We start from the raw sequence: 24,869 nt of genomic DNA, 5'->3' as shown, positions 1-24,869 counted from the left end.
CCTCCCTTTCTACAGGATGATGTTGCGGTCGGCCAGTTCCGATTCCGGTGTTTTGTTTCGGAACAGACGGATCAATACGGTCACGGCAATGATGCCCAGGGCGATGTAGAGGAAAGTGAAGATCAAAAACACCGGCAGCGTGTGCTCCGATGTGGTCACGCCCTCCTTCACCGTCATCATGCCGCGGATCATCCATGGTTGCCGCCCGACTTCCGCGTAGATCCAACCCAATTCGATGGCGAGGAAGGACAGGGGTCCACCGGCGAGAATACCGCGCATCACCCATGGGTGCCATTCATTCCCTCCCTTTTTTGCCCAGAGGAAGAGGAATACGGCTGAGATGAAAATCAGGTAGAAGCCGATCGCAACCATCAAGTCAAACAAATAGTGAACGTACAGCGGCGGCCAAAGGTGTCGGGGAATATCCTTCAGCCCGATCACTTCCGCAGAAGGACTCCCTTTTGCCAAAATGCTCAGGGCCGACGGGATCTCAATACCGTACCGAACTTCCAATGTTTCGGGGTCCAGAATGCCTCCCACCACCAGCGGCGCATGGCGTTGCGTTTCAAAATGCCATTCGGCGGCCGCCAGTTTTTCCGGCTGATGTTTAGCCAGGAATTTTCCGGACAGGTCCCCGGCGATCAAGGTGGCGATGGCGAGGATGAAGCCGGAGACCATCGTCAATCGGAGCGCTTTTTGGAAATAAACGTGGCGACGTCCCTTCAAAATGGAATAAGCCGCGATGGAAGCCAGCAAAAAAGCGCCCGTCAGGTATGCGGAAGACAGCACGTGCGCCACTTTGCTCGGTGTGGCCGGATTCAGCATGGCCTCCAACGGACGGATATTGGTCAACGTACCATTTTTGACGGAAAAACCGGTCGGTGTATTCATCCAAGCATTCACTGTCGTGATAAACACAGCCGACATGGTGGAACCGATGATGATCGGGATCGATGTCAACCAATGATAGATCGGTTTTCGGAAACGGTCCCAAGTGTACAGGTAAATGCCGAGAAAAATCGCTTCAAAGAAAAAAGCGAACGTTTCCATAAACAGCGGCAAACTGATCGTATTGCCGGCCACTTGCATGAACCGTGGCCACAAGAGACTGAGCATCAAGCCGATGCATGTACCCGTTACAACGCCGACGGCGACGGTGATAACAAACCCGCGTGTCCATCTTCGGGCCATCAGGATGTAGTGAGGATCTTTCTTGAAGATTCCCCATGCTTCCGCGATGGAGATAAAAATGGGCAAGCCGACGCCGATGGTTGCCCAAATGATGTGAAATCCCAGTGTTTCAGCCGTCAACAGCCGGCTGATTGTCAATCCGTCCACACGGTTTCCCTCCTTTGTGATCTCTTTTTTATCATACCCTTTTTTTCCCTTTTTCAGTGGGATGTCAATGAATCGAAACAACAAATTGGCGGATTTGTCACAGATGATTGGTGATTATTTCTTCAAGTATCCTCCTGTAATTGATGCACACTAAAAGCGAAGAGAGGAGGGTCACCATGAGACAAGCGGTGATGATCGCGGCGGTGCTGTTATGGGTGTATGGCTGCAGTATCGTCCAGGAACCTCTGAAGTCGGGGCAGTCGCATCCGAAAGCGGCTCCCACACCGCAAATGTTCATTTTGGAATCGGACGGACAGCGATGGTCCGTCGATCTGCGTGAATTTGGCTATGACGGAATCGATCCGACGACGTTGAACCGAGGAGCGTTCCATACGTGGTTAAAACGGGTGGAGGAACGTGTATACCGTCCACCGCAAAATGCCCGTTTTGTCAACCGGTCCGTTCAGCCTCATCAAAACGGTCGCAAACTGGATCAGCAGAAAATCGACGACTGGCTTGACAATATCCATGAATATGTCAACCGAACTCTCCCCGTACCGTACCGGACGCTGTATCCATCCATCACCACGGAAATATTGGAACAGATCAAAGAAAAACGCATCGGACGTTATTCCACCCTGTACAATCCGCATCACGCCAATCGCGCCCACAATATTTGGTTGTCGGCCAAGGCTATTGACTATCACGTGGTGGATGTGGGCGAAGTGTTTTCATTCAACCAAGTGGTCGGACCGCGTACAGTAGCCCGCGGCTACAAGCCGGCACCGGTCATCGTGCGTGGTGAGTACACAGAAGGCGTCGGCGGAGGCATTTGCCAAACGTCCAGTACCTTGTTCAACGCCGTTGACCAAGCGGGATTGCGTATTATCCAGCGAGTGAGCCACAGTAAAGAGGTCACTTATGTTCCGGTCGGACGGGATGCAACTGTCTCGTGGGGTGGAGCCGATTTCCGGTTTCAAAATCAACTGAATCAGCCGGTACTGATCGTGACGCATGCACGGTACGGCAGGTTGACGGTGTCGATCTACGGTCCGGAAGAAATTCGTAACCAGCCGCACCCGGTACCGGAAGCGCCACGGCAGATACCGGAATCGGAAAAAGTGCCGCCGAACCAGCCGAAGCCGTTGGAAAAGAAATCGGAGTATGAAGAATCGCCGATTCCGCCGTCGGAGCTTCCTCGCTCCTATGGCCAAGAAGGGACGGAAAGTACTTCGCTTGGATACGCCAGAGTTGGCTGACCAGGGTGTGTCCGGTCATTTCCGCGCAAGTTTTCCCGGTAAGTAAAGACTCGGCTGAGCGAAGACCCGGCAAGCGCCGGAATGGAATTGCGGCCCATTTCCTCTAATCGAAGTCTGCTTCGCGGCCTGTCACTTCGTGTCGGAGCGGTCATGATTCGCTTCCGTCCGGGCCGCAGATGGAGCAGGGGATTCACCAGACAGTCCGAATGAATCGCCTGCGGTCTTGTGTGGACCGAGTGCACTTCTCGTAGGAAGAAAACGTCCCGTCTGCGTTGTGGACAACCCGCCCGTATGGGCGGGAAAGCCTGCTCAGTTAAAGTAGGCTTGAGGTTATTGACAAACTCCGCGGCCGTGCCGCTCCGAAGCGGCAGCTAAAGTCGCTCAACGGGAAATTCGTACCCGCTACCTAAAAATAGGGTGGCCGTTTTCCCACGAGCGACCTTTGAGCCAGCGAAACAGGAGCGAGAGGGAAAACGGTGCACCCGGAATTCGGAGTGGTTCAACACTTTGTCAGCAGTCTCAACCCGCCCGTATGGGCGGGATTTTTGTGTTCCATCAGGTGCATTTTGAAGGATCGGTGAGAGATCGTTCGTTTTTCGGCCGTAACAGTGAGAGATGGAAAATCGCGGGGAAAATTTTCATGGCTGGACATCATCCGTATCTGCTATAATAGTAAACGTGTTTTTCGGTATTTTTCAGTGAAGGAGGCGTTGGATGAAAAAGATCCTACTGATCGGAATCGGGATTGTGTCCATCCTGCTCCTTTCCGGAACACTGGTCTATGCGATGCAAGAAGATGTGACCATCACCTTCAGCGATAAAGATCACCCCTTGGTCACCAGTGTGATGGGGGGCACATTGGAAGAAGCATTGGAAAGTGAAGGGTATGACATCCAAAAACTGAAAAAGAAATATATTCCCAGTATTCCGTGGAACCGAACGCTGTCCGACAATGCAAAGGTTCAACTGTTGTGCCAATGCAGGGTCCAACTGCAGGTTGGCGGCGAAAAAACGGGAACCTATACGACGCGGCAACGCACGGTGGGACAATTTTTGGCGGAGCGCCACATTCAGCTTAATCGGTGGGATCAGGTAAATGCCCCGCTGAATGCCAAAATCACCGACAACATGTTGCTGGTCGTAGACCGGATCGAGAAACGGATCAAAAAGAAAGTGGAGGTCACGCCGTACAAGACGGTGAAAAAAGAAGACCCCAAATTGGAAAAAGGTAAAGAGCAAGTGCTGAAACAAGGGGTCAAAGGAAAAAGGATTTACGAAGTGGCGTTGATCTACAAAAACGGCAAACCTTTGGTAACGGACGAACGCTTAATCGAAGAAATTCTCCCTGTACATATGCTTGTCGCCGTCGGGACTGGAACGGAGATACCAAAAGACCAAGAACAAAAAGAGGATACGCAAGTGGCCGAAGAACGCGGTTCGTCCAAAATTGCCGGTATGGAGTATACCAAAACGATGGATGTGGAAGCGACCGGATACACTTCCAGCGGCAACGCCAAAACCGCGACCGGCACCACGCCTCGCCGCGGAACGATCGCAGTTGACCCGGATGTGATTCCGCTGGGGACCAAGATGTATATCCCGGGCTACGGTGTGGGCGTGGCCGAGGATACTGGCGGTGCCGTCAAAGGGAACATTATCGATCTGTATTTCGAGTCGGAGCAGGAGGCAATCCAATGGGGTCGTCGAAATGTGACGATTTACATTCTAAAAGATTAGACGCAGAAACCTGCGGCGAAGTTGCTGCAGGTTTTCTTTTTATGGAGAACATTGTCGCGAGGGGACTTCAATTCTTCCCTGTACATTCATTTCATGGATTTTTTTGCAATTTTCTTTTGTCTCTTGTGTCCATTTCAGATATACTGAATGTAAGGAATATCCTTTTGGAGTGTGAACCATGGTTGGTCGAAATGATCCATGCCCCTGCGGGAGTGGAAAAAAATACAAAAAATGTTGTGAACGTGTCGTGGCCATTCAGGCGGCCGAACAACTTCGTGAGAAGCGGGAAATCCAGATCAAAAACGAAATCCTCAAGGATCTGAAGGAATGGTTTGAACGACACGTTTCGAGGGAAGAGGAGAGAAAATGGAAGAAACGCTTTAAAGAGATTCTGCGTTTTCCATCCGCCAAACCTCTCCCTTCGAAATATACACTTGCTTATCGATTTTGGTTGATGCTGGACGCACCGTGTGTCGACGGCCGTCGACCGATCGATGCATGGAGAGAGGCGGCGAAACTGCAAACGGATCGGCTGGAGGTGGCCGATCAGTTGCGAGATGTTCATCTCGGATGCTACGAGGTATGTCACACCGGAGATCAGGAAGTGGTGCTCCAACCGATCCTCGGTGAGGGAACCTATGTAACCAAGGTGTTTGAGCCTTTACATAAAGGTGATGTATTGATCGGACGCCTCTCTCGATTGGGAAATCGCTACGAATTGTTTGGTCCCTACACCATGTTTAGACAACAGATGAGAGGGGAGATCTTGATGCATCTGGAAAAACAAGTCCCCCGGGATCCGGCGGGAGCGCGGGAGTTCTGGCGGCAAAACGGGTTGCATGTCTTGGGTTGGGCCATACATCGAGCCAAGGAATGGGACCAGCTTTCCAGTCAAGCACAGGCTTCCCGGGATGAAGCGGCTCCAACTGCTGAAGTCCGTGCCCTGCCTTCTCTGCCGTCATTGAAAGAAGAAGAAAAAGGGCTGCCGGATTTGGTCACCCAGCATTTGGAGCTGTTTTTTATGAATGCGGTCTCCGAGTATCAACCGCGTACCCAGGCGTTGTTTGCACGCTCGCTTGAGTACTTGGTGGAATACATTTCCCTGTATTTCGGAAAATCCTTCACCTGGTCCCGGTTCAATGAGGATATTCTCGCCCATTTTTGCGGTGTCTGGTATGTCGACCGTGTTGGCGGCAATGCGGTGAAGGCCAAGATTTTTCTCAACACGATCAAACATCTCTTCCGCTGGTTGGATGGCGAAGGAATCGAAACCGTCTATGCCGCCTATCGCAGGGTGTATCCTTCCTTGATCCAGTCGTTGCCCTTGGCGTTTGAAGTGAGAAAATGGCTGGTGCAACACGGGGTTCAAAATCAAACAGCCGAAGAAACGGCCATGACGGGAACCTATTTGTTGGCCGTTCCGCCGTCCGGCCCCGTGTTGCTGGTAGGGAAAAAGTGGTTGCCGCTCAATTTGCGGGGCTTTCCACCGAACTGGGCGGAATACCGGTTTTGGTTGAGAGGAACAGTCGCAAACGATGGATCACTTCACCGCGTGGAAGCGGTATATCCGGTGTTGTTGGACGATTGGGATCAATCGGTGGAGAAAACGATGGAAGAAAGGTGAAAAAGCGGCCGAGGGGAGCGGGCCGCTTTTTTTGTTGCGCCATTGATTGAAGGAAAAATGAATGATGGAGGAAAAAATGCGAAATCCGTTTCATCCTGTGAGGGAACAAAGTAGGGTATGATGAGAAGGGGAGGGGATCGTTTTTTGCCTAGAGAGGAGCACCATGTAGATTTTTTGCGGTGGAGAAGAGTCCGCCAGCGGCAAAAAGAAAGGCAGTTTTACCGGCTGTTGGACGATGTGTTGGCATTTGCGGAAAAACGTACGCTGTTGCGTGAAAAAGTGCGTGCCCGCCATATTTTTCAACAACTGACCGGTCGAAAACCGGATCAGCCGGCAGCGATGTCCGGGTTGGCCGAACAGGTATTTCGTATCTGGTATGCGTTGGATTATCTGAATATCCGCCAACGCCGCCTGATCCAAGAGTATCTTGACGCCGGCGGTGGAGCATGGTTGGACAAAAAGAGCCGATTGATCTGGGTGAGTACACTGATTGCTTCTTATTACTCCATATTTTCCGTGACACGCGCGGGAGAAGACTGGATTCTGAAAGAAATGGTTTCGGACTTGCCGCCGTTGACGGCCGACCCTCGTTATTGGCCGACCGAGGGATGGCGGGAAGGGGTGTCTGTGATCGCCCGACCGGTCAAAGTGGGTGTCCATCATTTGCCCGTCGGACCGATACGGGTGATGTCGCAAGAAGAATCGGACGATGTGCGGGGTTTTTTGGAACGGGTTTACACTCATACAAAAAAACATCACCCCCATCTCCCATGGCGTGTATTCATGCAACGGCACGGCTTGGGATGGTTGGGTCAATTGGAATCGGGAGGAAGTGATTGAGTCATGGCGCGTGTGGATTTGCACATTCATACGACAGCATCGGACGGGCTGTATTCTCCGGAAGCGGTTGTACGGTTGGCCAAAAAAGCGGGACTTCGGGCCATTGCGATCACGGATCACGATACCGTGGGTGGAGTGGCTCAAGCGGCAGCCGCGGCGGCCAATCTGGGAATGGAGCTGGTACCCGGAATCGAGATCAGCACGTTAGCGAACGGGCAGGATGTCCATGTGTTGGGGTATTTCGTGGATACGGAACAGGAATGGTTTTTGCAGCGGTTGCAGTCCCTCCGGAACACCCGGGAAGAGCGCAACCGCAAAATCATCGAAAAGTTGAACGAATTGGGCATTGCGATCACGTGGGAAGAAGTGCAGGCCAAGAAGAGAGGCGCCATATCCGAAAAGAATGTAGGGCGACCCCATATTGCCGAAATATTGGTGGACAAGGGGGTTGTTCGCTCGATGGATGAGGCGTTTGATCGGTATTTGGGGAAAGATGGAGCCGCCTATGTCACCACGAAACGGATTACCCCGTTTGAAGCGATCGAATTGATCAAGGAAGCCGGCGGCGTTCCCGTATTGGCTCACCCGGGATTGTATGAAAACGACGCGTTGGTGGAGGAGATCATCGTCCACGGCTTGGCGGGGTTGGAAGTGTACCATCCCGATCATGATGAGGAGTGCACTGAACGCTACCTGGAGATGGCGGAACGGCACGGGTTGATTGTTACCGCCGGATCTGATTTTCATGGTGAACGGCACGGCTCAATGTTTCATGCACCGATCGGTACCAAGACGGTGGCCTATGAACAGGTGGAACGGCTCAAATCGGCCGCAAGGAAGCGAAAATGAGTGCGAATGATCAAATTGGCCGGCGACCTCGTTCATGCTGATGCCGTGCAGCTGCATCCGGGCACGTTGGCGGGGCCTGTCTTTCCCGTCGAGTGTCACGCCAGTTTTTTGTTCATCCAAATGTGTTTGACGCCCATCTCTTCATAAGGTTTTCCTTCGGTATGGTAGCCCAATTTTTCATAGAACGGCCGGGCGTGCAATTGTGCACTCAACACCAAGTGTTCGGCTCCTTTCCGCTTCGCGTAAGCTTCAACGGACTCCAGCATGGAACGGCCGATTCCGGTGCCGCGAAGTTCGGGAAGCACCGCCACGCGTTCGATTTTGGCCGTTTTCGGGTCCAGCCAGCGAAGGCGCAAAGTGCCGACCGGCCGGTCTTCATCATAAGCCAGCAGTTGGATGGCGAAATCATCATGCCGATCCTTTTCCATGATGTCGGGCATCTGTTGTTCGTGGACGAACACCTGGCGACGGATACGTTGTACTTCCGCGAGTTCTTCAGGTGTTTGCGCTTCTTTGATGTCGGTTTCGGCCTGTTTCAAGTTGCAATGCCTCCTTTGCACTCATTATTGGTATTCCCGATCTCCCACCGCATGCAACAGGAAAAATCAGATAAAAAAAGAAAAACAGGGCATTCGCCCTTTCGAGGTTGATGACAAATGTTGTAACCATGCGTGTTTCGTTCGCCGATTACTCTCTCGCTCCGGAATCGCTGCGCTCAATGGTCGCTCGGGGGAAACGGCCACCCTTTGTTGGAGGGGCGGGTCTCCGGTTTTCCCGTGAGCGACTCCGGATGTTTTACCCTTTCAAAAGAAAGCTTTGATATACGCTCCAGGAACCGTTTTCAAGCTGATACAACAGGTGAAAACGGTCCACTTCGGTATGTAGATCCAATGAGCACATCCGCAGGCTCCCATAGACGTCGTGCAATTCGTCGGTAGACATATCCTGTCCGATGGTCAAGTGAGGAGTGAACGGGTAGCGATGGGGGTGATACAGTATACCGGAGTTGACTTTTTCATGCAGCGTGCGGAGCGGTTCATCATTGTTTACGGCCAAGTAGATGACGTTGTTTGTCGGATGAAAGTGACTTACTTTATGAAATCGGATTTCAAAAGGCTGAGACTCTTCGGCCACCTTTTCCAAATGGTCGACGGCTTTGTCCAGTTCGGACTCATTCATTTCAAACGCTTCTTTCAACGTGATGTGTGGCGGGATGAGGGTATAGTGCGGGTCATATCGTTTGCGGTAGGAGTTTGCAAAATCTTGGACGTGTTTTTGCGGGAATATCGCGATGCCATATTTCATATGAACTCCCTCCTTTTGACGCTGTCTTCGCCGTGCAGGCTGAGGTTTCGCCGGATTCAGAGAACCTGGTGAAGGGTGACCGTTTTCCTGCAAGCGACCTTTGAGGGTATCATTGGAGGAGCGAGTGGGAAAAGGCCACCCAAAATGCGTTCTTCAAGCACCGGGGTGTATTTCTTTCCGAAATTTCCCACGAATAGAAACGACGAGTGGACGTGCAATACGTTGTATTTTCATTATACCCCCTTTTCCTGCCGCTGATGAAGGGCGGTGAAAGAAAGATTTCGCGCGTACCCGTTTATCAAACGCGAGCGGGAAACCGGCACCTGAAGAGTTGGGATGCGAGGATGAGGGAGGGCTTCTGTCTTCTCGCAAGTCCGACAGGACTTTGGTACAATCTAGTCATCAGTGTGAAAACACGCAAAACTGCTAAAACGCTTGAAACGAAACCGTCCAGGCTTGGATGAAGCCATTGTGGATGGATGTGGGTTGCCACGCCGGATGAAGCGACAATCCCACGGCGACCAAAGGGAATGTCCCCTGGCGCTTCAGCTCGCTTCAGCTGTGTGGGGCAACGCACTCCGGTGTGTGTTATGATAGACATAGGCTCCCGCGTGGGAGCAGGAGAGGAGGGTTACCGGATCGTGAAGCGTGTTCACAGCCGGGAAGTGAAACAGGCGGCGATGGAACGACTGCAACAACGCGGCGTCACCATCGAAGGGATTGCCGAAATTGTATATCAGATGCAAGCTCCCTACAACGAAAATCTGACGCTCGATCTGTGTGTGCAAAGTGTACAGGCTGTATTGGAAAAACGGGAGATCCAGCATGCCATTCTCGTGGGAACGGAATTGGACATGTTGGCGGAAAAGGGAATGTTGTCAGAACCCCTTCAAACCTTGGTGAGAACGGATGAGGGATTGTTCGGATGTGATGAAACGCTGGCCCTTGGGTCGGTGCTGGGATATGGAAGCATCGCTGTCACCACGTTTGGCCATCTCGACAAACAAAAAATCGGATTGATCAAACAACTGGATACAAAGAAAGATGGATCAGGTCCTGTCCACACGTTTATTGACGATTTGGTCGCCAGCGTGGCGGCCGCCGCATCCAGCCGGCTGGCTCACCGGCTGCGCGATGAAGAGGAAAAAGCGGTTGTATCACCATCCAATTGAAGGAACAGTCTGTCCCGCGCGAAAAAGCGCGGGCCTTTTTTGTTTCGCATCAAAAAGACCCAAGCGCCTTCCGGCACTCGGGTTGGATTAGAGGAGGGAACATCTGTCCAATGGCAGATCAGATGGCTAAACAAACGGGGGAACCGTTTGTGCTATATCTTATGCGCCAAGACGAGTCTTCGCTTCATCCGCGGAAAAAATGTGCCATTGCCCTTTTGGCATGAATGCAGCTTGGTTTAGGCACAATATCGAGTGAATTCTTCCGCAGGAGGGAACACCGATGTCTTGCTGGATTTATTGGGCCAAATTGTATGACACGCGATTTCAGGCACGTTGTTTGGCTGCCCGTATCCAGGAGGATTGGTGGGTCTACGGTTACGACAGCCCTGCCGAGGTCGAAGTGTTTCAATCGAAGCGTGGCCGTTACGGCGTACGCTACTTGTGGGACAGAACTGAGGTTCGGAAAAAAAAATAAAAAAACCTCTTGCATTCCTCTCGAGCCTGTTGTATAGTTATAGTTGTCGTCAGCGAAAACGGCATGAATGAAAAGAGCGACGCGGGGTGGAGCAGTTGGTAGCTCGTCGGGCTCATAACCCGAAGGTCGCAGGTTCAAGTCCTGCCCCCGCAACCAAATACGGAGCTGTGGTGAAGTTGGAGTTCACGCCGGCCTGTCACGCCGGAGGTCGCGGGTTCGAGTCCCGTCAGCTCCGCCATTCTCAATGGGCCTATAGCTCAGTTGGTAGAGCGGTCGGCTCATAACCGATTGGTCACAGGTTCGAGTCCTGTTGGGCCCACCAATACGAATACCTTCACTTGGGCAGTTAGCTCAGAGGGAGAGCGCTTCCTTGACACGGAAGAGGTCGTAGGTTCGATTCCTATACTGCCCACCAAAAACACCTCTATATGAGGTGTTTTTCTATTATGTGAAAAAAACCCCCATTCTTGATAGTGGGGGTGAGTCGTGTGATACAATGGGATTGTCCATGTAGGGGATCTTTTCGAAAAACAGTAGAGGGAGACCGTCATGGGAAGACCAATCGTCCTCATCGCAGCCGCATTGTTGGCGGTGCTGTTGATCGTGTTCACACAGCAGGGGGACGACGCGGGTTGGCGTACATGGTTGCGGGAATGGCATCAACAGGTGGAAGAACATTCCTCGGCGTTTCGGTTACCCGCTTCCAAAGCCAATCGCTCCTCCTCCGAAGTTGCTCTGCCGTTCCGGTCTGTGGATGGAACGGTCTATTTTCGTTTGAACGACTTGAAACGGCTACATATCCAAGTCTCTTACCAAGCCAAGGAAGGCATCATCACCATCCGTGAAGGCAATACGGTGTTGGAGATGTTGCGATCGGCACCCGTGTTGAATCGCAACGGGATCTACCTGCCGATGACGGAGCGGCCCCAAGTGTGGGGGAATGAGGTGTGGATTCCCTCGTCCGCTCTGAGGGATGGCTTGGGAAAAACCATCCGCTTCCAACGAAACACTGCTTTGATCAGTGTAATGGATGCGGTGCCGGTTCAGTCGGCTCCGATGAAAGATCCGAGCGCATCGTTTTCGCCCGACCAAATGGTTCAATATTTGTCTTTCCTGCAAACACCCATCCGGGGAGCCAAAGTAAGTGAGCGCGAATCGCACTTGCCGGGGGCGCCGCGAAGGTATCGTAACGGCGTACACGAAGGACTCGACTGGTATGGTTATGCGTGCGGGGTGACGATCGATTCCCGGACACCCGTCTACGCGGTGGCGGACGGAATCGTGGTCAGGGCGGACAAGGATTATCGCGAGATGTCCGATGCCGAGCGGGAGCGTTTGTTGCGGATCGGCGAGCAAAACGATGGGCAGACTCCACAGTACATTTTGGACAAGATGCGGGGCCGGACGGTTTGGATTCAGCATGACAAAGGCGTGATGTCCCGTTATGCGCATTTGAGCCGGATTGCGGATGGCCTCTACGTGGGACAACATGTGAAAAAAGGTCAACTGATCGGCTATGTCGGAAATTCGGGCACGCATTCGGGAGTGGAACACAACGGCAATGATCTTCACTTGCATCTGGATCTCTTGATTTACGGGGACTGGTTTTGGAAGTATTTCACACCGGCTGAACGCCGGTACATCCTGGAGCGCGTGTTCAACCACTGAATATGCTCTCCATGAAATGTTCACATGCTGTTCATCGTTTCTTCATCTGCGTCGTTTAGGCTGAATAGGAACACGCTTGACGGGGGTTGGGCGACAGATGCAACGTCTGGTCCATCGGATTCAGCGGATGGATGTTTGGTTGGTGTGTTATGTCAACCGCCAGTGGAAGTCTCGGATGATGGACTGGCTGATGTGCCGGTTGACTCATTTGGGTGGTGCTTTTTGCACGATCACGTTTTTGGTTGTTTGGTGGTTGTTCACTTCCTCTCCGATGAAGCAATGGGCGGTGGAGGGATTCGCTGCTCTGGCGGGCAGCCACTTGGCCGTACGGGCCTGCAAACATTATCTTCCCCGCATCCGCCCTCATTTGCGATTGAGTGAGTTGTATGCGTTTCCCGATGCCTTGACGGACTATTCCTTTCCTTCCGGGCATACGACGGCCGCGTTTTCCATCGCCACCGTGTTTGTGCTCCATGCACCATGGTCGGCGGCGATTTGGTTGCCGTTGGCCTGTCTGATCGGTCTTTCCCGGATGTATCTCGCACTCCATTATCCGACGGATGTGGTGATGGGGGCCGTGTTGGGTACGGGATTCGCATTGGGTGCCTGTGCGTTGCTGGGCGCGGGCTGAGGTATTCGGTTTGAGTGAGCGAACTACGGAAAGCGCAGCGGACCGGTCGCGGGCAAACGGCTCCGGTTCAAAGCGGCTTGTGCGTTGATAAAGAGAAAACCACTTCAAACTACGATGCGCGCAAAAACTCGTGAAGCGAAAATCACCCGGGCTTGGACAAAGCCATCGTGGATGGATGTGGGTTCCACGCCGGATGAAGCGAGAAATCCACGGCGGCCAAGGAAGTGCCTCCGGTGAGTTCCGAGCAATTTCGCTCCTACGCTGCACCCGCAATGAAAAAGGGTGCGCTTTTTTTGTTTTCATGATTTGCAGTGGCCACCGATTTTGCCCGCTCGGTCGTAGAAAACACTGGCGGGCGTGAGTGAACGGGCGTACAAAATACTCGTCGTGCCAAACCGTTCCCGAATGCGGTCGATCGCATCGGCCAGCTGCTGGTCTTTGGCCGTACGCCCGAACAGGTCCAGCTGCAGGCTGCGTTCCGGTTCCAAGTTGCCCAGGCTGATCCCCACCAGCCGAACGGGAGCATGGTTCCAATGCCGGCGAAACAGATGCATGGCTCCTTCAAAAATCACCCGCCCGATGTTGGTGGGTTCCGGCAAGGTATACGAACGGTGAACGGAGGTGAAGTCCATCCCCTTCAAGGTGAGTGACACCGTTCGTCCGATGGCGCCCGCCCGACGCACCCGACCGGCAACTTCCTCCGCCAGCTCCCGCAAGACGACGCGAATATCCGATTCGGTCTCATAATCCCGGGGCAAGGTGAACTGATGTCCGATCGATTTGTTTTCATCCAATGAATGGGGATCGACCGGGCTGTGATCGATGCCGTTGGCTGATTGGTGCAACACGCGCCCGATCACGCCGAAACGGTGTTGCAGCAGTTCCGGATCGGCATGGGCCAAATCACCGATCGTCCGGATCCCCATCCGGTGAAAATGCCGCTCCATGCGCGGCCCGACGCCGAACAGCTCGATTACCGGCAAGGGCCAGATGCGGCGGGGGAGATCCTCCATCGTCAGAACGGTCAATCCGTCCGGCTTTTCCAACCCCGCAGCCATCTTGGCCATCAGCTTGTTGGGCCCGACTCCGATGGAGCAACGGAGACCCGTTTCCCGAAAGATGCGTTCCTTGATCAGCCGGGCCGTCGTCTCTCCGTCACCAAAAAGGGCTTCACATCCGGTGGTTTCCACAAATGCCTCATCTATCGAAAAAGGTTCGACCAGCGGTGAAAACTGTTTCAGAATTTCGACGATCCGTACCGAAACCTGCAAATACCGTTCCATACGCGGTGGGACCAAGCAGGCATGGGGGCACAGCTCCTTGGCCTGATGGACGGCCATCCCGGTTTTCACACCGTATTTTTTTGCTTCGTATGAAGCGGCCAGGACAATACCGCGCCGACGGGCCGGATCGCCGCAGACAATGACGGGGCGTCCGCGCAGATTCGGGTTGCGCATCTGCTCCACGCTGGCGTAAAAGGCATTCATATCGGCCAACAATACGGTGCGTCGGGCAGTCATCTCGCTCCCTCCTCACGAACGTTTGTTCTTATTTTACCACGGAACAAACAAATGAGGAGAGGAAAATGATGGGTTTTCAGGCGCTATTTTCTGGGGTTGAAATACATGACCCGTCCATTGAACAGGTACAGTTCCGCTTTCAGGGAACGGGCGAGATACCGGGACAATTCGTTTGCTTTGGCTTTGTCTCCATGAGTCGAATCGGCTGGGAGAATGATTTGGATCCGGTCCGGTTCTGCCACTCCGATTACCAGATGTTTGTACAGGTTGGGATCGGTTCCCGTCAACACCAACCACGACCGTCCATCTTTGGATTTTTCCTCGATCCGGTACGGAAACGCAGCGGCGGCGTAGTCCCAGTCCAACTGCTGACCGGTATAGGCGCTCATCTTCCGGTATCGTTCCAGATGCTCCTTCACCTGATGCAACTCGATTTCCGATTGAATCGAACCTTCCACCAGGCGGATCGTCGCCACTTGGTTCATGCATGTCACCTCTGCGATATGGGGTTTTCTCCGTCACCTGCAACATAATCATCTTAGCACGTTCCGGGATGTTTTCACAAACAAATCAGAATCGTGCCACTCCGGGCCGGGCTTATTCAAGAAAGAAAACCGATGTTGGTCGATTCGTAATAAAACTATAAAATATTGTGAAAATATGTTGTCTTGCACACTTCCTTATGATACACTAATATCTAACTTTCAGTGTCCGATGGGGGATAGATGTGCATGCGAAAATCGGACCTGTTGGATGAACTCCGCTCAGAAATCGGTGTCATGTCGGACAAAATGGACGGAGGCATCGAAGAACTGTATCATTTTGTCATCGATTGTTTATATGAAAAAGTGGCGGCATATCGATTTGTCGGCATTTACCTCACCAAATCGTACATGTTTGAATGTCTGGGCTATGCAGGAGCCAATCCGTATCCCTGCCGGGTTCGTTTCGGCGAAGGGCTTCACAGCTTGGCAGCCGCCCGGGGCGGTGTCGTCCGGGAACAGAGGGGCAAGCGCACCGAAGTGTTCGTCCCGTTTTATCGTGGCCATCACTTGATTGGTGAACTGGTGGTGGTCGGTGAGCCGAGCGATCAGATCGATGAGGAGGATATCGCGTTTTTCTGTGAACTGGCTTCTTTGTTTGAGTCGAAGTCGGAAGAGTGCAATTCATGATCACGTTTTGATCGCCGCCGGGTTTCACTGCGTAGATCAGACCCCATCAGCGGTCCTCACGCCCATCACTTCAACTTGTACCCGTCTCTATGAGAGAAGGCTTGACAGGGTTTGAAGACTACGAGAAACGGGTAATACATCCCTAACCCTTTCTTTGTGCCGAAATATCACGATATTCCTCGAGGGATCATTCCGGGTATCATTCCGGTGGCGAAATCATAATATAAAGGATATGGCTTCCTTTTGGCGTACAAACTTTTGCAAAGGAGGAGATCTGTGTGAGTCTCTATGAACGGCTGTATGATGAAGCTGAACAAGCCAAGGTGCGTTTTGTGGGGTTTGTTTCGGAAAACGGTCGTTATGATTTCGGGATCGTGTACACCAACATGTTTTTCGGAAAGCCATTGGTCGTTTGTATGCAGACGGGACGCTCCTCTCTGTTGTCACAGGATGATGTGGAGAATCTGGAATACCTGCAAAAGGTGTACAATCTGAGGTCCAAAGAAGAAGCAGAGGAATTGGCTGTCTTTTTCAGTAACAATCTTCCCGGACTCACCTTGGAAGCCGAGTCTGAGTATTAAACGGAGATGACAGTCATGTCCGATTTGGTTGATCCACCATATACCGCCGCTCATTGCAGGAGTGAAACCGACCGCGAGGTATAACGGGAGAAAGTGTTTCTCAATCCCGTACCTCGCGGTTTTATTTTTGGTGAAATAAGCCCAATTATTCGGTGTGCATTGACATAAATATGACATCATATTATACTAATAGTGACATATTAATTGAAGCGGTTACATTTCCGCGTGAGGGGGATTTTTCATGGAAGTGATTGTCTGCCAACAGTGCGACAAGATCATCGCCTTCACGGAAGCCGAGAAAGCCGGTGTGTTGTACGGCAAATGTCCTGGATGCGGTGAGGAAAAACAGCGCGAACAACGCAGAGTATCGCAAACCGCATGACCAAAATACAAAACCGACAGGCACAGCCGTTGGATTCACCACCCCTCGGAACAGGTGGTCAGGTTGTTGGCGAAGTCCACGCTTTCCGCTCTGAACCTTTGTACTCGACGGGAATTGCGGAAAGCGTCCGGCAAATGAACGCAACGTTTTTCCGGGTGAGCTACTGGCCCTAACCTCGAAGAACGGGAATTGATTCGCGGGCAAGTACCTACTTGAAGTAAAGTGAGGCTTGCCCGCATTCCTGTGTCTCCGGTTTGCAACGGCCTTGTTCGGCTTCCTTGCAGGGTGCAGGGGGAGAGAGCCGGGAAATCTGATCATACGTCGGACCGTTTTGTCAGCAGACTCACCACCCCTCTGACGGGTGGTGTTTGCTTTTTTGTGCGATTCAAGGTGCTAAAAACCCACCCATGAGGATGGGCGGGTTTTTAGCGGATCACGCGTACCATTCGGATATCGGGATCTTCGGGACCCTGGACGGGCAATCCCACTTGCATATGTTCGCGGATGTAATCGATGTTTTGTTGCGTGATGCGTTCACCGGGCAACAATACCGGGATTCCCGGCGGATAAATCATGATGAATTCGGCAATGATGCGACCGACCGACTCCTCCAGCGGGACGGCGACCGTTTCCGCATAAAACGCGTCCCGCGGTGATACTGCCAACTCCGGGATATCCGGCAGGCGGATCGGACCGCCGTTTTTCCGGTCGGGCGAATAAAAATGCCGGGACAAATCCTGCAGCCCCTCTACCAGCAAGCCGATCGTCTCTTCTGAATCGCCGGGGGTGACGAGGCACAGGATGTTGTACAGATCGCTCAGTTCCACTTCGATATTCCAGTTCTGACGCAACCATTTTTCCGCTTCATAACCGGTAATGCCCAAATGTTTGAGATGGATGGTCAGCTTGGTCTCGTCCATATCGTATGTGGCGTCGGATCCGAGGATTTCCCGGCCGACACAGACGATGCCCGGGATTTCGTTGATCCGTTTGCGCGCCTGATCGGCCAACATCAATGCCCGCTCGAATTGAGCGTGACCTTGCGTGGCCAAAAAACGCCGCCCCGCATCCAACGAAGCCAAGAGCAAATACGATGTGGATGTGGTCGTCAGCATGCTGATGATGGATTGCACCCGATTGGGATTGATACGCTCGCCCTTGACGTTGAGGACCGAGCTTTGCGTCAGCGATCCTCCCAGTTTGTGCATACTGGTGGCGGCCATGTCTGCCCCGGCCTGCATCGCGGACATGGGGAGCCGTTCGTGGAAATGCGTATGAATCCCATGCGCTTCGTCCACCAGCACCGGAATGTTCCAACGGTGAACCAGATCGACGATTTCGGCCAAATTGCCGGCTATACCGTAATAGGTCGGGTTGATTAACAACACCGCTTTGGCATCCGGATGGGCGCGGAGGGCTTTTTCCACATCACGGGCGGTGACACCGTGCGCGATGCCCAACTGATCGTCCATGGCCGGATGCACGAATACCGGATGGCCGCCGGCGAGAATGATGGCGGACAGCACGGATTTGTGAACGTTGCGCGGGACGATGATTTTGTCTCCCGGTGTGCAGACGGACATCACCATCGTCATAATGGCACCACTGGTTCCCTGAACGGAGAAAAATGTGTAATCCGCCCCAAACGCCTCCGCCGCCAATTCCTGCGCTTCCTGGATCACACCGTGCGGATGGTGCAGATCATCCAGGGGCGCAATGTTGATCAAATCGATGGAGAGCGCGTTGGGACCGATGAAATCGCGAAATTCGGGGTCCATGCCATGCCCTTTTTTGTGTCCGGGTATGTGAAATTGGATCGGATTCTTTGCCGCGTGTTCTTTCAGCTTGGTAAACAGCGGTGTTTGATACTGTCTGGGCATCATGGTTGCATGCCTCTCTTTACATAAAGATTCACTCGGCAAGTATAACAAAAACAGAACGCAAACTGAAGAGAGAAAATGAAGGATGGGAGGAATTTTTTCCGTCGGTATCGAAACCCTTGGGTGCTGAAGTGTGAAGATTGCGACGAAGGAGTGATCACCCCAACCAAAGTACAAGGATCGGATCATCTGCTTGAATGGGAAGGACACACTGCTCATCAACCCGGTCATTGGGTGTACCGGGTAGGGGATTGGATACCGCACGCAGGATTTTGTCAAAAGAACCATCCGGCGAGGCGTCGCTCTGCGGGTTGATCCGTGTGATGCCGAAGTGTTCGGATTTGGAACCGGTTTCGGTTGGTGGGTTTTTTCGCCAAAATAATGGAGAAAAATTACTTTTTCGATTCGGCTTGCAATTTCTGAGCTTTTTCAGTAGCATCAATAATAAAACTGTCTGTAGGGGGTGGTGGAGAGTTCAAGCGACGGAGCGTTTTTTGTGCCCGGATTGTATAAACATGTAAAGGGGTGAATACAATGGCGACCTTGACATGGAAAGTGGGCGGTGCCCAAGGGGAAGGGATTGACAGTACCGGGGACATTTTTGCCACCGCACTCAATCGTATGGGTTATTATCTGTTTGCGTACCGTCATTTTATGTCGCTCATCAAGGGGGGCCATACCAACTACAAAGTGAGGGTGGCGGAAAGCCCCGTGGGATATCATGGGGACGATCTGGACATTTTGGTCGCATTCGATCAACGGACCATCGATGAAAACGCTCATGAATTGACGGAAGATGGCGTATTGATCTATGATTCCGGAAAGTTGAAGTCCCCTGTCATTCCGGACGGACTTCAGGTAAAACTGTGCCCCGTTCCCGTGACGGACATGGCCAAAGAGCTGGGAAGCCCGATTATGAAAAACATGGTGGCCAGCGGGGTCTCCGCGGCGATCGTCGGATTGTCGGCGGACGCATTTGACTCGCTGATCGAAGAGCGATTCGGAAAAAAAGGGGAATCCGTGGTAGAGAGCAACAAAGCGGCTGTCCGAGCCGGATTTGAATTTGCCATGGACCGGTACGGCGTGCTGAAAAAGTTGCCCAATCCGCAACCGGCTGATGACGGCGGCGGTCATTTGTTCATCTCCGGAAACGAAGCCGTGGGACTGGGGGCGTTGGCCGCGGGGTGCCGGTTTTTGGCAGCGTATCCCATCACGCCCGCCACGGAGATCATGTACACCGCATTGGCTCATTTCCCCAAATACGGCGGAAAAGTATTGCAGGCCGAAGATGAAATCGCCGCCTGCATCATGGCGATCGGAGCCAACTACGCCGGTGTACGCGCGATGACGTCCACCTCGGGTCCGGGACTTTCACTGATGCAGGAAGCAATCGGCCTGGCGGGGATTTCGGAAACGCCTCTGGTGATCGTGGATGTCATGCGGGGCGGTCCGGGAACCGGGTTGCCGACCAAAACAGAGCAGTCCGACCTGAATGAACTGGTCTACGGTTCGCATGGGGAAATTCCGCGCATCGTGCTGACGCCTTCGACGGTGGAGGAGTGTTTCTATTACACGGCTGAGGCATTCAACCTGGCGGAGAAATACCAATGCCCGGTGATTGTGGCCACCGATTTGTATCTGGGAATGTCCAAACAATCGGTGCCGGTCGGTGCCATCGATTTTGAAAAAGTGACCATCGACCGGGGCGAATTGATTTCGGACGAAGAGTTGCTGGCATTGGCACCCGGCGAATACCGCCGTTACGCTGTTACAGAGTCGGGGATTTCCAAACGTTCGATTCCCGGGCAGAAAAACGGTCGGTTTGTGGCGATGAGCAACGAACACGATGAGGGAGCCAATGAGGAGATCGAAGATCCGGAAACCCGCGTCCAACAAATGGCCAAACGGATGCGCAAATTGGATGCCTTCGACCCGTCCGCTTTGGGTGTGGAATACGACGGCCCGGAAACGACGGAGTTGACGCTGGTCGGTTTCGGCTCCACCCGTGCGCAGATCGGAGAAGCGGTCAAGCAATTGCGGGAAAATGGAGCAAAGGTGGGTCACCTGCAGATCAAGGTGGTCAAACCGTTCCCGGATGCGCTGGTCAAACGGTATCTGTCCGGCGCGGAACGAATTGTCGTCGTGGAAAACAATGCCACAGGACAACTCGCGGAGCTGATCCGCGCACGTGTCGGGTTCCATGACAAAATCCATTCCTGCCTGAAATTCAGCGGGGATCCGTTTACGGTGGAGGAGATTTTGGCGCATTGCAAACTGAAGCAGGAGGTGGGGTTGTAAGATGGCAACCATGAAGGACTTCCGAACGAAAAACAAGCCGACGTGGTGTCCGGGTTGCGGGGATTTCACTGTCTTGGCCGCTCTGCAGAAAGCTGTAGCCGAGTTGGGATTGGAGCCGGAACAAGTAGCCTTGGTGTCCGGAATCGGATGTTCGGGGAAAATATCCCAATACTTCAACAGCTACGGTTTTCACAGCTTGCACGGAAGGTCTTTGCCCACGGCTACCGGTGTGAAACTGGCCAACCAGGATCTGACGGTAATCGCCGCCGGTGGAGACGGGGATGGCTACGGCATTGGCATGGGTCATTTTGTCCACACGGTCCGCCGCAATATCGACATTACCTACATCGTGATGGACAACCACATTTATGGGTTGACCACCGGTCAAACTTCACCGACCAGTGATCGGGGTTTCCGTTCCAAAACCTCGCCGCAAGGTGCCGCCGAAGAGCCGGTCAAAGCAGTGGAAACGGCGATCGTGAACGGTGCCAGCTTCGTGGCCCAGGCGTTTTCCGGCGACGTGAAACAGATGACCCATATTTTCAAAGAGGCAATCAGCCATAAAGGATTTGCGCTGGTCAACTGTTTCAGCCCGTGCGTCACCTTCAACAAAGTCAATACGTATGAATGGTTCAAAGAACAATTGGTCAACGTGGATGAGTTGGAGGATTATCAACCGGAAGACGTCGATCACGCCCTTCGCGTGTTGGCCGAAACGAAAGGGACGGTGACCGGCATCCTGTACAAACAAAAGCGACCGGTATACCACGAAGTGATGTCGGGAGCCAGCGATGTCGCCGCCGCCAAGTTGGATCTGCGTTTGCCGAAAGAGGAACAACAGGCCCTGTTGCAGTCGTTCCGTTGACATCCGGGGGGATGATGATTGGATTTTCCGCTCCGCGAACGGAGCGGTTTTTTATTTTTGAAAACAGGGCCTGTTATATAATGTTCAGATATATTATATTACTGTTATAATACAAAATCAACGGTCTGTAGGAAAAAATCGTTCATTTGCAGGCTGCCACGCCAGGTATAAGCGGGGAGCCAGCGGGTGAGTCGTGTGGAGCAAGCGGTTTCCTGAGATCGGAGAAAGTCAATGAATCAGCAACGGATGATCCACCGCTGTCAGGTGGATGTTTTTTGTCCTGTTCCACGAATCGGGGGGATTGGGAAAGTGTGGGCGCAAAAGCAGGGTGAGCCATTCCCGTTTGCTGCTGTGACGCAACATCGCTCACGGAATTCAGGCCACCCTCTTTTCATGAAGCGGGTTCCATTTCAGACGGGAAATCGGAACCCGCGAATTTGGACTGCAACCAGGATTTTTTGTTTTGAGGCGTTTGACAACCCGGCATCTCCATTCAGTGCCCGGCCGTTTCCGCCAAACGGTACAGCGGCATAAGCTGTTGAAACGTCGTTTGCACCGAACGGAGAAACGCTTGGCCGTCCTGAACGACCGGATCGTGACGGTCCAGCAGGACACCGCACAGAAACTCCGCTTTTTTCACCTTTTCCAACCGCTCCAATACACGGCGTATTCCATCCCGCCCCAAATCACGCTTCGCTGTGGTTTCCGGGCGCGTATGGTCTTCCGATATGACAAATCCGTCCGGTACCGTCGGCCACACCTCATCCAGTTGCTCCAGAAGGCTGCGTGCAAACGCGCTTTTGCTTTTGCATTCCTCAATCAAGGCAAACATGATGAACGCTTGCGATTGCCTCAGACCGACTTGGAAATGGGGATACGCTTTGTAACCGCGTTTGCTGGTTGACCAGGCCACCCATGTTTCATCCGGCGGGTTGACGGTGCGGCGGGCGTGCTTCGCCACATGCACGTAACAGGGTTCGCCGATCATTTGCTCCAACAACGGGGCCACCGCTTCTCCGATCGCCGCCAATTTGGGCCGGATTTGCGCTCTCAATGCCTCCATTCTCGGCTCCAGCCCGGGTATGGCAAACACGTCAAAATCGTGATCGGTAAATCCGGGAAACATCAATGTTCATTCACCATCCGTGGATTCATTCATAGAAAGTCAAGCTTATTCTCCATCATAACACAATGTTGATAGCACAAAACGGCCTGCGTATATTGAGTGAAAATTATAAAAAATGAATCATATCAGTGGAGAACCGTGACCGAATTTGGAGAACCTGCGTACGTTGTAGGTAACAAGTTGGATGGGTGAAATCGAAACCGGATCGGACCGATAGGTTTATTTCCTAGATTGGAAGGGCATCCTGTAGCCAGATTCCCTTCCGTCCCAACATAATGAGGCACCGATGGCGTTTCCTTCATCAAAAACGGGGTGGGATCTCATGGGAAGACACAAGCGAGAGAAGGGGTGCAGCGTAACCGTGGAAGAAGTGATCCGAGCGTTCAAATGCCGGGAACCCGAGAAGCGTATACCGGTCCTGAGAATGGAGTTGGATTACGAACTGGCCCTGTTGCACGAGGCAATGGTTGAAAACGATCCCCACCGGATCGATCAATGCAAGGCGCGCTTGCGTGAACTTCGTCGTGAAATGATGATGTTGGAGGCTTTGTGAAGGAACGTCAGCTGAAAAGGAACATTTCAGGCCTTTGTCGAAGAATATCCGTGTATCTCCTGTGGGGATGCACTTTTTTCTATGTCCAAAAAAGGGGGAAACGTCATGAAACTCGTCCGATACCTTTACCAAAAACAGATCCGGCACGGCATCGTGCGCGGGAATGCGATTCACCCGATCACAGGCTCTCTGTATGAAACATGGAAGGAAACGGGTGAGCCGGTTGCGGTAGAGGATGTCCAATTGTTAGCGCCGCTCATTCCCAACAAACTGATCGGTATCGGTCTCAACTATGCCGCACACGCGGAGGAGACCGGCAAGCCTCTTCCGGATGAGCCGATGATGTTCATGATCTCCCCCACCGCGGTGATCGGACCGGAGGCGTCGATTGTGTTGCCCAATGTGGATGACCGAATCGACCATGAGGCGGAACTCGCCGTGGTGATCGGAAAAAGAGGCAAGAACATCCCTGCAGAACGTGCGACGAATTATATATTGGGGTATACTTGTGCCAACGATGTTTCCAATCGGGTCCTGCAGAAGAAGGACGGACAATTTACTCGCGCCAAGTCATTCGACTCATTCAAACCGCTCGGCCCGGTCATCGAGACGGAACTGGACCCGTCCGATCTGGAAGTGGTCTGCCGCGTCAACGGTGATGTCCGGCAAAAGGGGAGAACGTCCGATCTGATCCATTCCGTCCCGGAGTTAATCGCACACATTTCGTCGGTTTTTCCGCTGGAACCCGGTGACGTGATTCTGACCGGGACGCCGAGCGGTGTCGGTCCGCTTTCACCGGGGGATCAAGTGGAGGTGGAAGTGGAAGGGATCGGTGTGCTCGCCAACCGTGTATTGGGACCGTTGGAGCACATGGCGCTTTGACGACGAAGGAGGGAGAGAAGCTGAAGCGGGACTGGGTTATGCTTTTTGAAGCATTGCGCAAGTGGAGACCGAATCTGACCGTGGATGGATGGTGGGAAGTGACCGATCCCTTTTTCAAAAGTGCCGGGTGCGTGTTGGTGCAAAACACCTCGTGGCATAATGCGTGTCTCGCGATCGATGGGCTGTGTTCACGGGGCATGACCACACCTTCAGCTTTACTCCAGGCATCCGACGACACATTGTGGGAGGCGATTCGTCCGGCGGGATTTTACCGTGCCAAATCGGCCGCGTTACGAGGACTGTACACGTGGCTGAACACCGTTGGAGGATGGGAGAGGGCCAAGAAACAATCCGCTTCCATCCTGCGGGTGCAGTTGCTGGGGATTCGGGGAATCGGTTCGGAGACGGCGGATATGTTGCTGCTGTACATGCTGGAGAAAAAAACGTTCATCGGTGACGCGTACACCCGGCGCATCGCCGCCCGCTGGTTTGGCGGTCCGCCGCCCACTTATGAAACCGTTCGGGCGGAGGTTCTGGAGTCACTCACCGATGTGCCGGCGTTGCAGTTGTTCCACGCCTTGTTGGTGGAATTGGGCAAGGAACACTGCAAAAAGAACGTCCCCGGTTGCACAACCTGTCCCATCCGCGGGAATTGTGCACAACATCAATCCCGCAGTGCGTAATACCTCCATGGGCAATATGGAGCAGGGAG

24 protein-coding genes and 4 tRNA genes are annotated in these 24,869 nt (G+C 53.0%); 21 read left to right on the top strand and 7 right to left on the bottom strand.

From position 1 onward, the window contains the following. Nucleotides 1–9: 9 nt before the first annotated feature. Nucleotides 10–1,338: a cytochrome ubiquinol oxidase subunit I gene (locus JQC72_RS02740; RefSeq protein WP_205492581.1), complete on the bottom strand. Its 1,329-nt coding sequence runs from the start codon at nt 1,336–1,338 to the stop codon at nt 10–12. A 176-nt stretch (nt 1,339–1,514) separates the two neighbouring features. Between JQC72_RS02740 and JQC72_RS02735 the strand changes: the two genes are divergently transcribed. The 5 genes from JQC72_RS02735 to JQC72_RS02715 all read left to right on the top strand — a co-directional run bounded on the left by JQC72_RS02735 (nt 1,515) and on the right by JQC72_RS02715 (nt 7,647). After that, entirely contained in the window at nt 1,515–2,597 is a 1,083-nt protein-coding gene (locus JQC72_RS02735) for a VanW family protein (RefSeq protein WP_205492580.1), read from the top strand. Between the two features lie 714 nt (nt 2,598–3,311). Further along, on the top strand, nt 3,312–4,334 hold the full coding sequence (locus JQC72_RS02730) for a 3D domain-containing protein (RefSeq protein WP_205492579.1): 1,023 nt from the start codon (nt 3,312–3,314) through the stop codon (nt 4,332–4,334). Between the two features lie 178 nt (nt 4,335–4,512). Continuing rightward, nucleotides 4,513–5,958 (top strand): YecA family protein, encoded by a 1,446-nt coding sequence (locus JQC72_RS02725; protein ID WP_205492578.1) that lies wholly within the window; start codon nt 4,513–4,515, stop codon nt 5,956–5,958. 144 nt (nt 5,959–6,102) lie between these two features. After that, the gene (locus JQC72_RS02720; protein ID WP_205492577.1) at nt 6,103–6,798 is read left to right on the top strand and encodes a hypothetical protein; all 696 of its coding nucleotides are present in this window, start codon (nt 6,103–6,105) and stop codon (nt 6,796–6,798) included. A gap of 3 nt (nt 6,799–6,801) precedes the next feature. Beyond that, nucleotides 6,802–7,647 (top strand): PHP domain-containing protein, encoded by an 846-nt coding sequence (locus JQC72_RS02715; protein WP_205492576.1) that lies wholly within the window; start codon nt 6,802–6,804, stop codon nt 7,645–7,647. A gap of 95 nt (nt 7,648–7,742) precedes the next feature. Here the strand turns inward: JQC72_RS02715 and JQC72_RS02710 are convergent, their stop codons facing one another. Next, the gene (locus tag JQC72_RS02710) at nt 7,743–8,186 is read right to left on the bottom strand and encodes a GNAT family N-acetyltransferase (protein ID WP_205492575.1); all 444 of its coding nucleotides are present in this window, start codon (nt 8,184–8,186) and stop codon (nt 7,743–7,745) included. Nucleotides 8,187–8,442: 256 nt separating this feature from the next. Continuing rightward, complete coding sequence (locus JQC72_RS02705; protein WP_205492574.1) at nt 8,443–8,952, bottom strand: YjcG family protein; 510 nt, start codon at nt 8,950–8,952, stop codon at nt 8,443–8,445. A 641-nt stretch (nt 8,953–9,593) separates the two neighbouring features. On the opposite strand from JQC72_RS02705, the gene JQC72_RS02700 reads away from it, so the two are divergent. The 8 genes from JQC72_RS02700 to JQC72_RS02665 all read left to right on the top strand — a co-directional run bounded on the left by JQC72_RS02700 (nt 9,594) and on the right by JQC72_RS02665 (nt 12,898). Further along, nucleotides 9,594–10,124 (top strand): phosphatidylglycerophosphatase A family protein, encoded by a 531-nt coding sequence (locus JQC72_RS02700; protein WP_335342381.1) that lies wholly within the window; start codon nt 9,594–9,596, stop codon nt 10,122–10,124. 280 nt (nt 10,125–10,404) lie between these two features. Further along, nucleotides 10,405–10,599, top strand: a complete 195-nt coding sequence (locus tag JQC72_RS02695; RefSeq protein WP_205492572.1) for a hypothetical protein — start codon at nt 10,405–10,407, stop codon at nt 10,597–10,599. 80 nt (nt 10,600–10,679) lie between these two features. Next, nucleotides 10,680–10,755 (top strand) — tRNA-Met (locus tag JQC72_RS02690). Nucleotides 10,756–10,760: 5 nt separating this feature from the next. Next, a tRNA-Asp gene (locus JQC72_RS02685) sits at nt 10,761–10,837 on the top strand. Between the two features lie 8 nt (nt 10,838–10,845). Beyond that, nucleotides 10,846–10,921 (top strand) — tRNA-Ile (locus JQC72_RS02680). 18 nt (nt 10,922–10,939) lie between these two features. Beyond that, a tRNA-Val gene (locus JQC72_RS02675) sits at nt 10,940–11,014 on the top strand. A gap of 134 nt (nt 11,015–11,148) precedes the next feature. Continuing rightward, entirely contained in the window at nt 11,149–12,267 is a 1,119-nt protein-coding gene (locus JQC72_RS02670) for a M23 family metallopeptidase (RefSeq protein ID WP_205492571.1), read from the top strand. A gap of 97 nt (nt 12,268–12,364) precedes the next feature. Then, entirely contained in the window at nt 12,365–12,898 is a 534-nt protein-coding gene (locus JQC72_RS02665; protein ID WP_205492570.1) for a phosphatase PAP2 family protein, read from the top strand. A gap of 299 nt (nt 12,899–13,197) precedes the next feature. Here JQC72_RS02665 and dinB read toward each other — a convergent pair whose 3' ends face one another. Both dinB and JQC72_RS02655 read right to left on the bottom strand, forming a co-directional pair. Next, the gene (dinB, locus tag JQC72_RS02660) at nt 13,198–14,418 is read right to left on the bottom strand and encodes a DNA polymerase IV (RefSeq protein ID WP_205492569.1); all 1,221 of its coding nucleotides are present in this window, start codon (nt 14,416–14,418) and stop codon (nt 13,198–13,200) included. 83 nt (nt 14,419–14,501) lie between these two features. Next, the gene (locus JQC72_RS02655) at nt 14,502–14,903 is read right to left on the bottom strand and encodes a DUF1885 family protein (RefSeq protein WP_205492568.1); all 402 of its coding nucleotides are present in this window, start codon (nt 14,901–14,903) and stop codon (nt 14,502–14,504) included. A 246-nt stretch (nt 14,904–15,149) separates the two neighbouring features. Here JQC72_RS02655 and JQC72_RS02650 point away from each other — a divergent pair, with 246 nt between their 5' ends. The 3 genes from JQC72_RS02650 to JQC72_RS02640 all read left to right on the top strand — a co-directional run bounded on the left by JQC72_RS02650 (nt 15,150) and on the right by JQC72_RS02640 (nt 16,553). Continuing rightward, the gene (locus tag JQC72_RS02650) at nt 15,150–15,590 is read left to right on the top strand and encodes a hypothetical protein (RefSeq protein WP_205492567.1); all 441 of its coding nucleotides are present in this window, start codon (nt 15,150–15,152) and stop codon (nt 15,588–15,590) included. A gap of 278 nt (nt 15,591–15,868) precedes the next feature. Beyond that, on the top strand, nt 15,869–16,171 hold the full coding sequence (locus JQC72_RS02645) for a DUF3055 domain-containing protein (RefSeq protein ID WP_205492566.1): 303 nt from the start codon (nt 15,869–15,871) through the stop codon (nt 16,169–16,171). A 241-nt stretch (nt 16,172–16,412) separates the two neighbouring features. After that, nucleotides 16,413–16,553 (top strand): GapA-binding peptide SR1P, encoded by a 141-nt coding sequence (locus JQC72_RS02640; RefSeq protein ID WP_205492565.1) that lies wholly within the window; start codon nt 16,413–16,415, stop codon nt 16,551–16,553. Between the two features lie 425 nt (nt 16,554–16,978). Here JQC72_RS02640 and JQC72_RS02635 read toward each other — a convergent pair whose 3' ends face one another. Beyond that, complete coding sequence (locus JQC72_RS02635; RefSeq protein WP_205493223.1) at nt 16,979–18,433, bottom strand: aminotransferase class I/II-fold pyridoxal phosphate-dependent enzyme; 1,455 nt, start codon at nt 18,431–18,433, stop codon at nt 16,979–16,981. Between the two features lie 534 nt (nt 18,434–18,967). On the opposite strand from JQC72_RS02635, the gene JQC72_RS02630 reads away from it, so the two are divergent. Both JQC72_RS02630 and JQC72_RS02625 read left to right on the top strand, forming a co-directional pair. After that, nucleotides 18,968–20,731: a 2-oxoacid:acceptor oxidoreductase subunit alpha gene (locus tag JQC72_RS02630; RefSeq protein WP_205492564.1), complete on the top strand. Its 1,764-nt coding sequence runs from the start codon at nt 18,968–18,970 to the stop codon at nt 20,729–20,731. Nucleotide 20,732: 1 nt separating this feature from the next. Beyond that, nucleotides 20,733–21,596: a 2-oxoacid:ferredoxin oxidoreductase subunit beta gene (locus tag JQC72_RS02625; protein WP_205492563.1), complete on the top strand. Its 864-nt coding sequence runs from the start codon at nt 20,733–20,735 to the stop codon at nt 21,594–21,596. Between the two features lie 493 nt (nt 21,597–22,089). Here the strand turns inward: JQC72_RS02625 and JQC72_RS02620 are convergent, their stop codons facing one another. Next, nucleotides 22,090–22,725, bottom strand: a complete 636-nt coding sequence (locus JQC72_RS02620) for a YktB family protein (protein WP_205492562.1) — start codon at nt 22,723–22,725, stop codon at nt 22,090–22,092. Between the two features lie 319 nt (nt 22,726–23,044). Here JQC72_RS02620 and JQC72_RS02615 point away from each other — a divergent pair, with 319 nt between their 5' ends. The 3 genes from JQC72_RS02615 (at nt 23,045) to JQC72_RS02605 (ending at nt 24,840) form a co-directional block, all read left to right on the top strand. After that, nucleotides 23,045–23,275: a YkzI domain-containing protein gene (locus tag JQC72_RS02615; RefSeq protein ID WP_302104445.1), complete on the top strand. Its 231-nt coding sequence runs from the start codon at nt 23,045–23,047 to the stop codon at nt 23,273–23,275. A gap of 105 nt (nt 23,276–23,380) precedes the next feature. Continuing rightward, nucleotides 23,381–24,157, top strand: coding sequence for a fumarylacetoacetate hydrolase family protein (locus JQC72_RS02610; protein WP_205492561.1), 777 nt, complete (start codon nt 23,381–23,383; stop codon nt 24,155–24,157). Continuing rightward, complete coding sequence (locus JQC72_RS02605) at nt 24,154–24,840, top strand: endonuclease III domain-containing protein (RefSeq protein ID WP_205492560.1); 687 nt, start codon at nt 24,154–24,156, stop codon at nt 24,838–24,840. The genes JQC72_RS02610 and JQC72_RS02605 overlap by 4 nt, the downstream gene beginning before the upstream one ends. The last annotated feature ends 29 nt before the right edge of the window (nt 24,841–24,869 follow it).

The organism is Polycladomyces zharkentensis (genome assembly GCF_016938855.1).
Lineage (GTDB): Bacteria > Bacillota > Bacilli > Thermoactinomycetales > JIR-001 > Polycladomyces > Polycladomyces zharkentensis.
This window is presented reverse-complemented; position numbering and strand designations above follow the sequence as displayed.

Coding starts and splice junctions, on each gene's coding strand:
- JQC72_RS02735 (WP_205492580.1), top strand. CDS start 1,515: ATGAGACAAGCGGTGATGATCGCGGCGGTGCTGTTATGGGTGTATGGC.
- JQC72_RS02730 (WP_205492579.1), top strand. CDS start 3,312: ATGAAAAAGATCCTACTGATCGGAATCGGGATTGTGTCCATCCTGCTC.
- JQC72_RS02725 (WP_205492578.1), top strand. CDS start 4,513: ATGGTTGGTCGAAATGATCCATGCCCCTGCGGGAGTGGAAAAAAATAC.
- JQC72_RS02715 (WP_205492576.1), top strand. CDS start 6,802: ATGGCGCGTGTGGATTTGCACATTCATACGACAGCATCGGACGGGCTG.
- JQC72_RS02705 (WP_205492574.1), bottom strand. CDS start 8,952: ATGAAATATGGCATCGCGATATTCCCGCAAAAACACGTCCAAGATTTT.
- JQC72_RS02695 (WP_205492572.1), top strand. CDS start 10,405: ATGTCTTGCTGGATTTATTGGGCCAAATTGTATGACACGCGATTTCAG.
- JQC72_RS02670 (WP_205492571.1), top strand. CDS start 11,149: ATGGGAAGACCAATCGTCCTCATCGCAGCCGCATTGTTGGCGGTGCTG.
- JQC72_RS02665 (WP_205492570.1), top strand. CDS start 12,365: ATGCAACGTCTGGTCCATCGGATTCAGCGGATGGATGTTTGGTTGGTG.
- dinB (WP_205492569.1), bottom strand. CDS start 14,418: ATGACTGCCCGACGCACCGTATTGTTGGCCGATATGAATGCCTTTTAC.
- JQC72_RS02655 (WP_205492568.1), bottom strand. CDS start 14,903: ATGAACCAAGTGGCGACGATCCGCCTGGTGGAAGGTTCGATTCAATCG.
- JQC72_RS02650 (WP_205492567.1), top strand. CDS start 15,150: ATGCGAAAATCGGACCTGTTGGATGAACTCCGCTCAGAAATCGGTGTC.
- JQC72_RS02640 (WP_205492565.1), top strand. CDS start 16,413: ATGGAAGTGATTGTCTGCCAACAGTGCGACAAGATCATCGCCTTCACG.
- JQC72_RS02635 (WP_205493223.1), bottom strand. CDS start 18,433: ATGCCCAGACAGTATCAAACACCGCTGTTTACCAAGCTGAAAGAACAC.
- JQC72_RS02630 (WP_205492564.1), top strand. CDS start 18,968: ATGGCGACCTTGACATGGAAAGTGGGCGGTGCCCAAGGGGAAGGGATT.
- JQC72_RS02625 (WP_205492563.1), top strand. CDS start 20,733: ATGGCAACCATGAAGGACTTCCGAACGAAAAACAAGCCGACGTGGTGT.
- JQC72_RS02615 (WP_302104445.1), top strand. CDS start 23,045: ATGGGAAGACACAAGCGAGAGAAGGGGTGCAGCGTAACCGTGGAAGAA.
- JQC72_RS02610 (WP_205492561.1), top strand. CDS start 23,381: ATGAAACTCGTCCGATACCTTTACCAAAAACAGATCCGGCACGGCATC.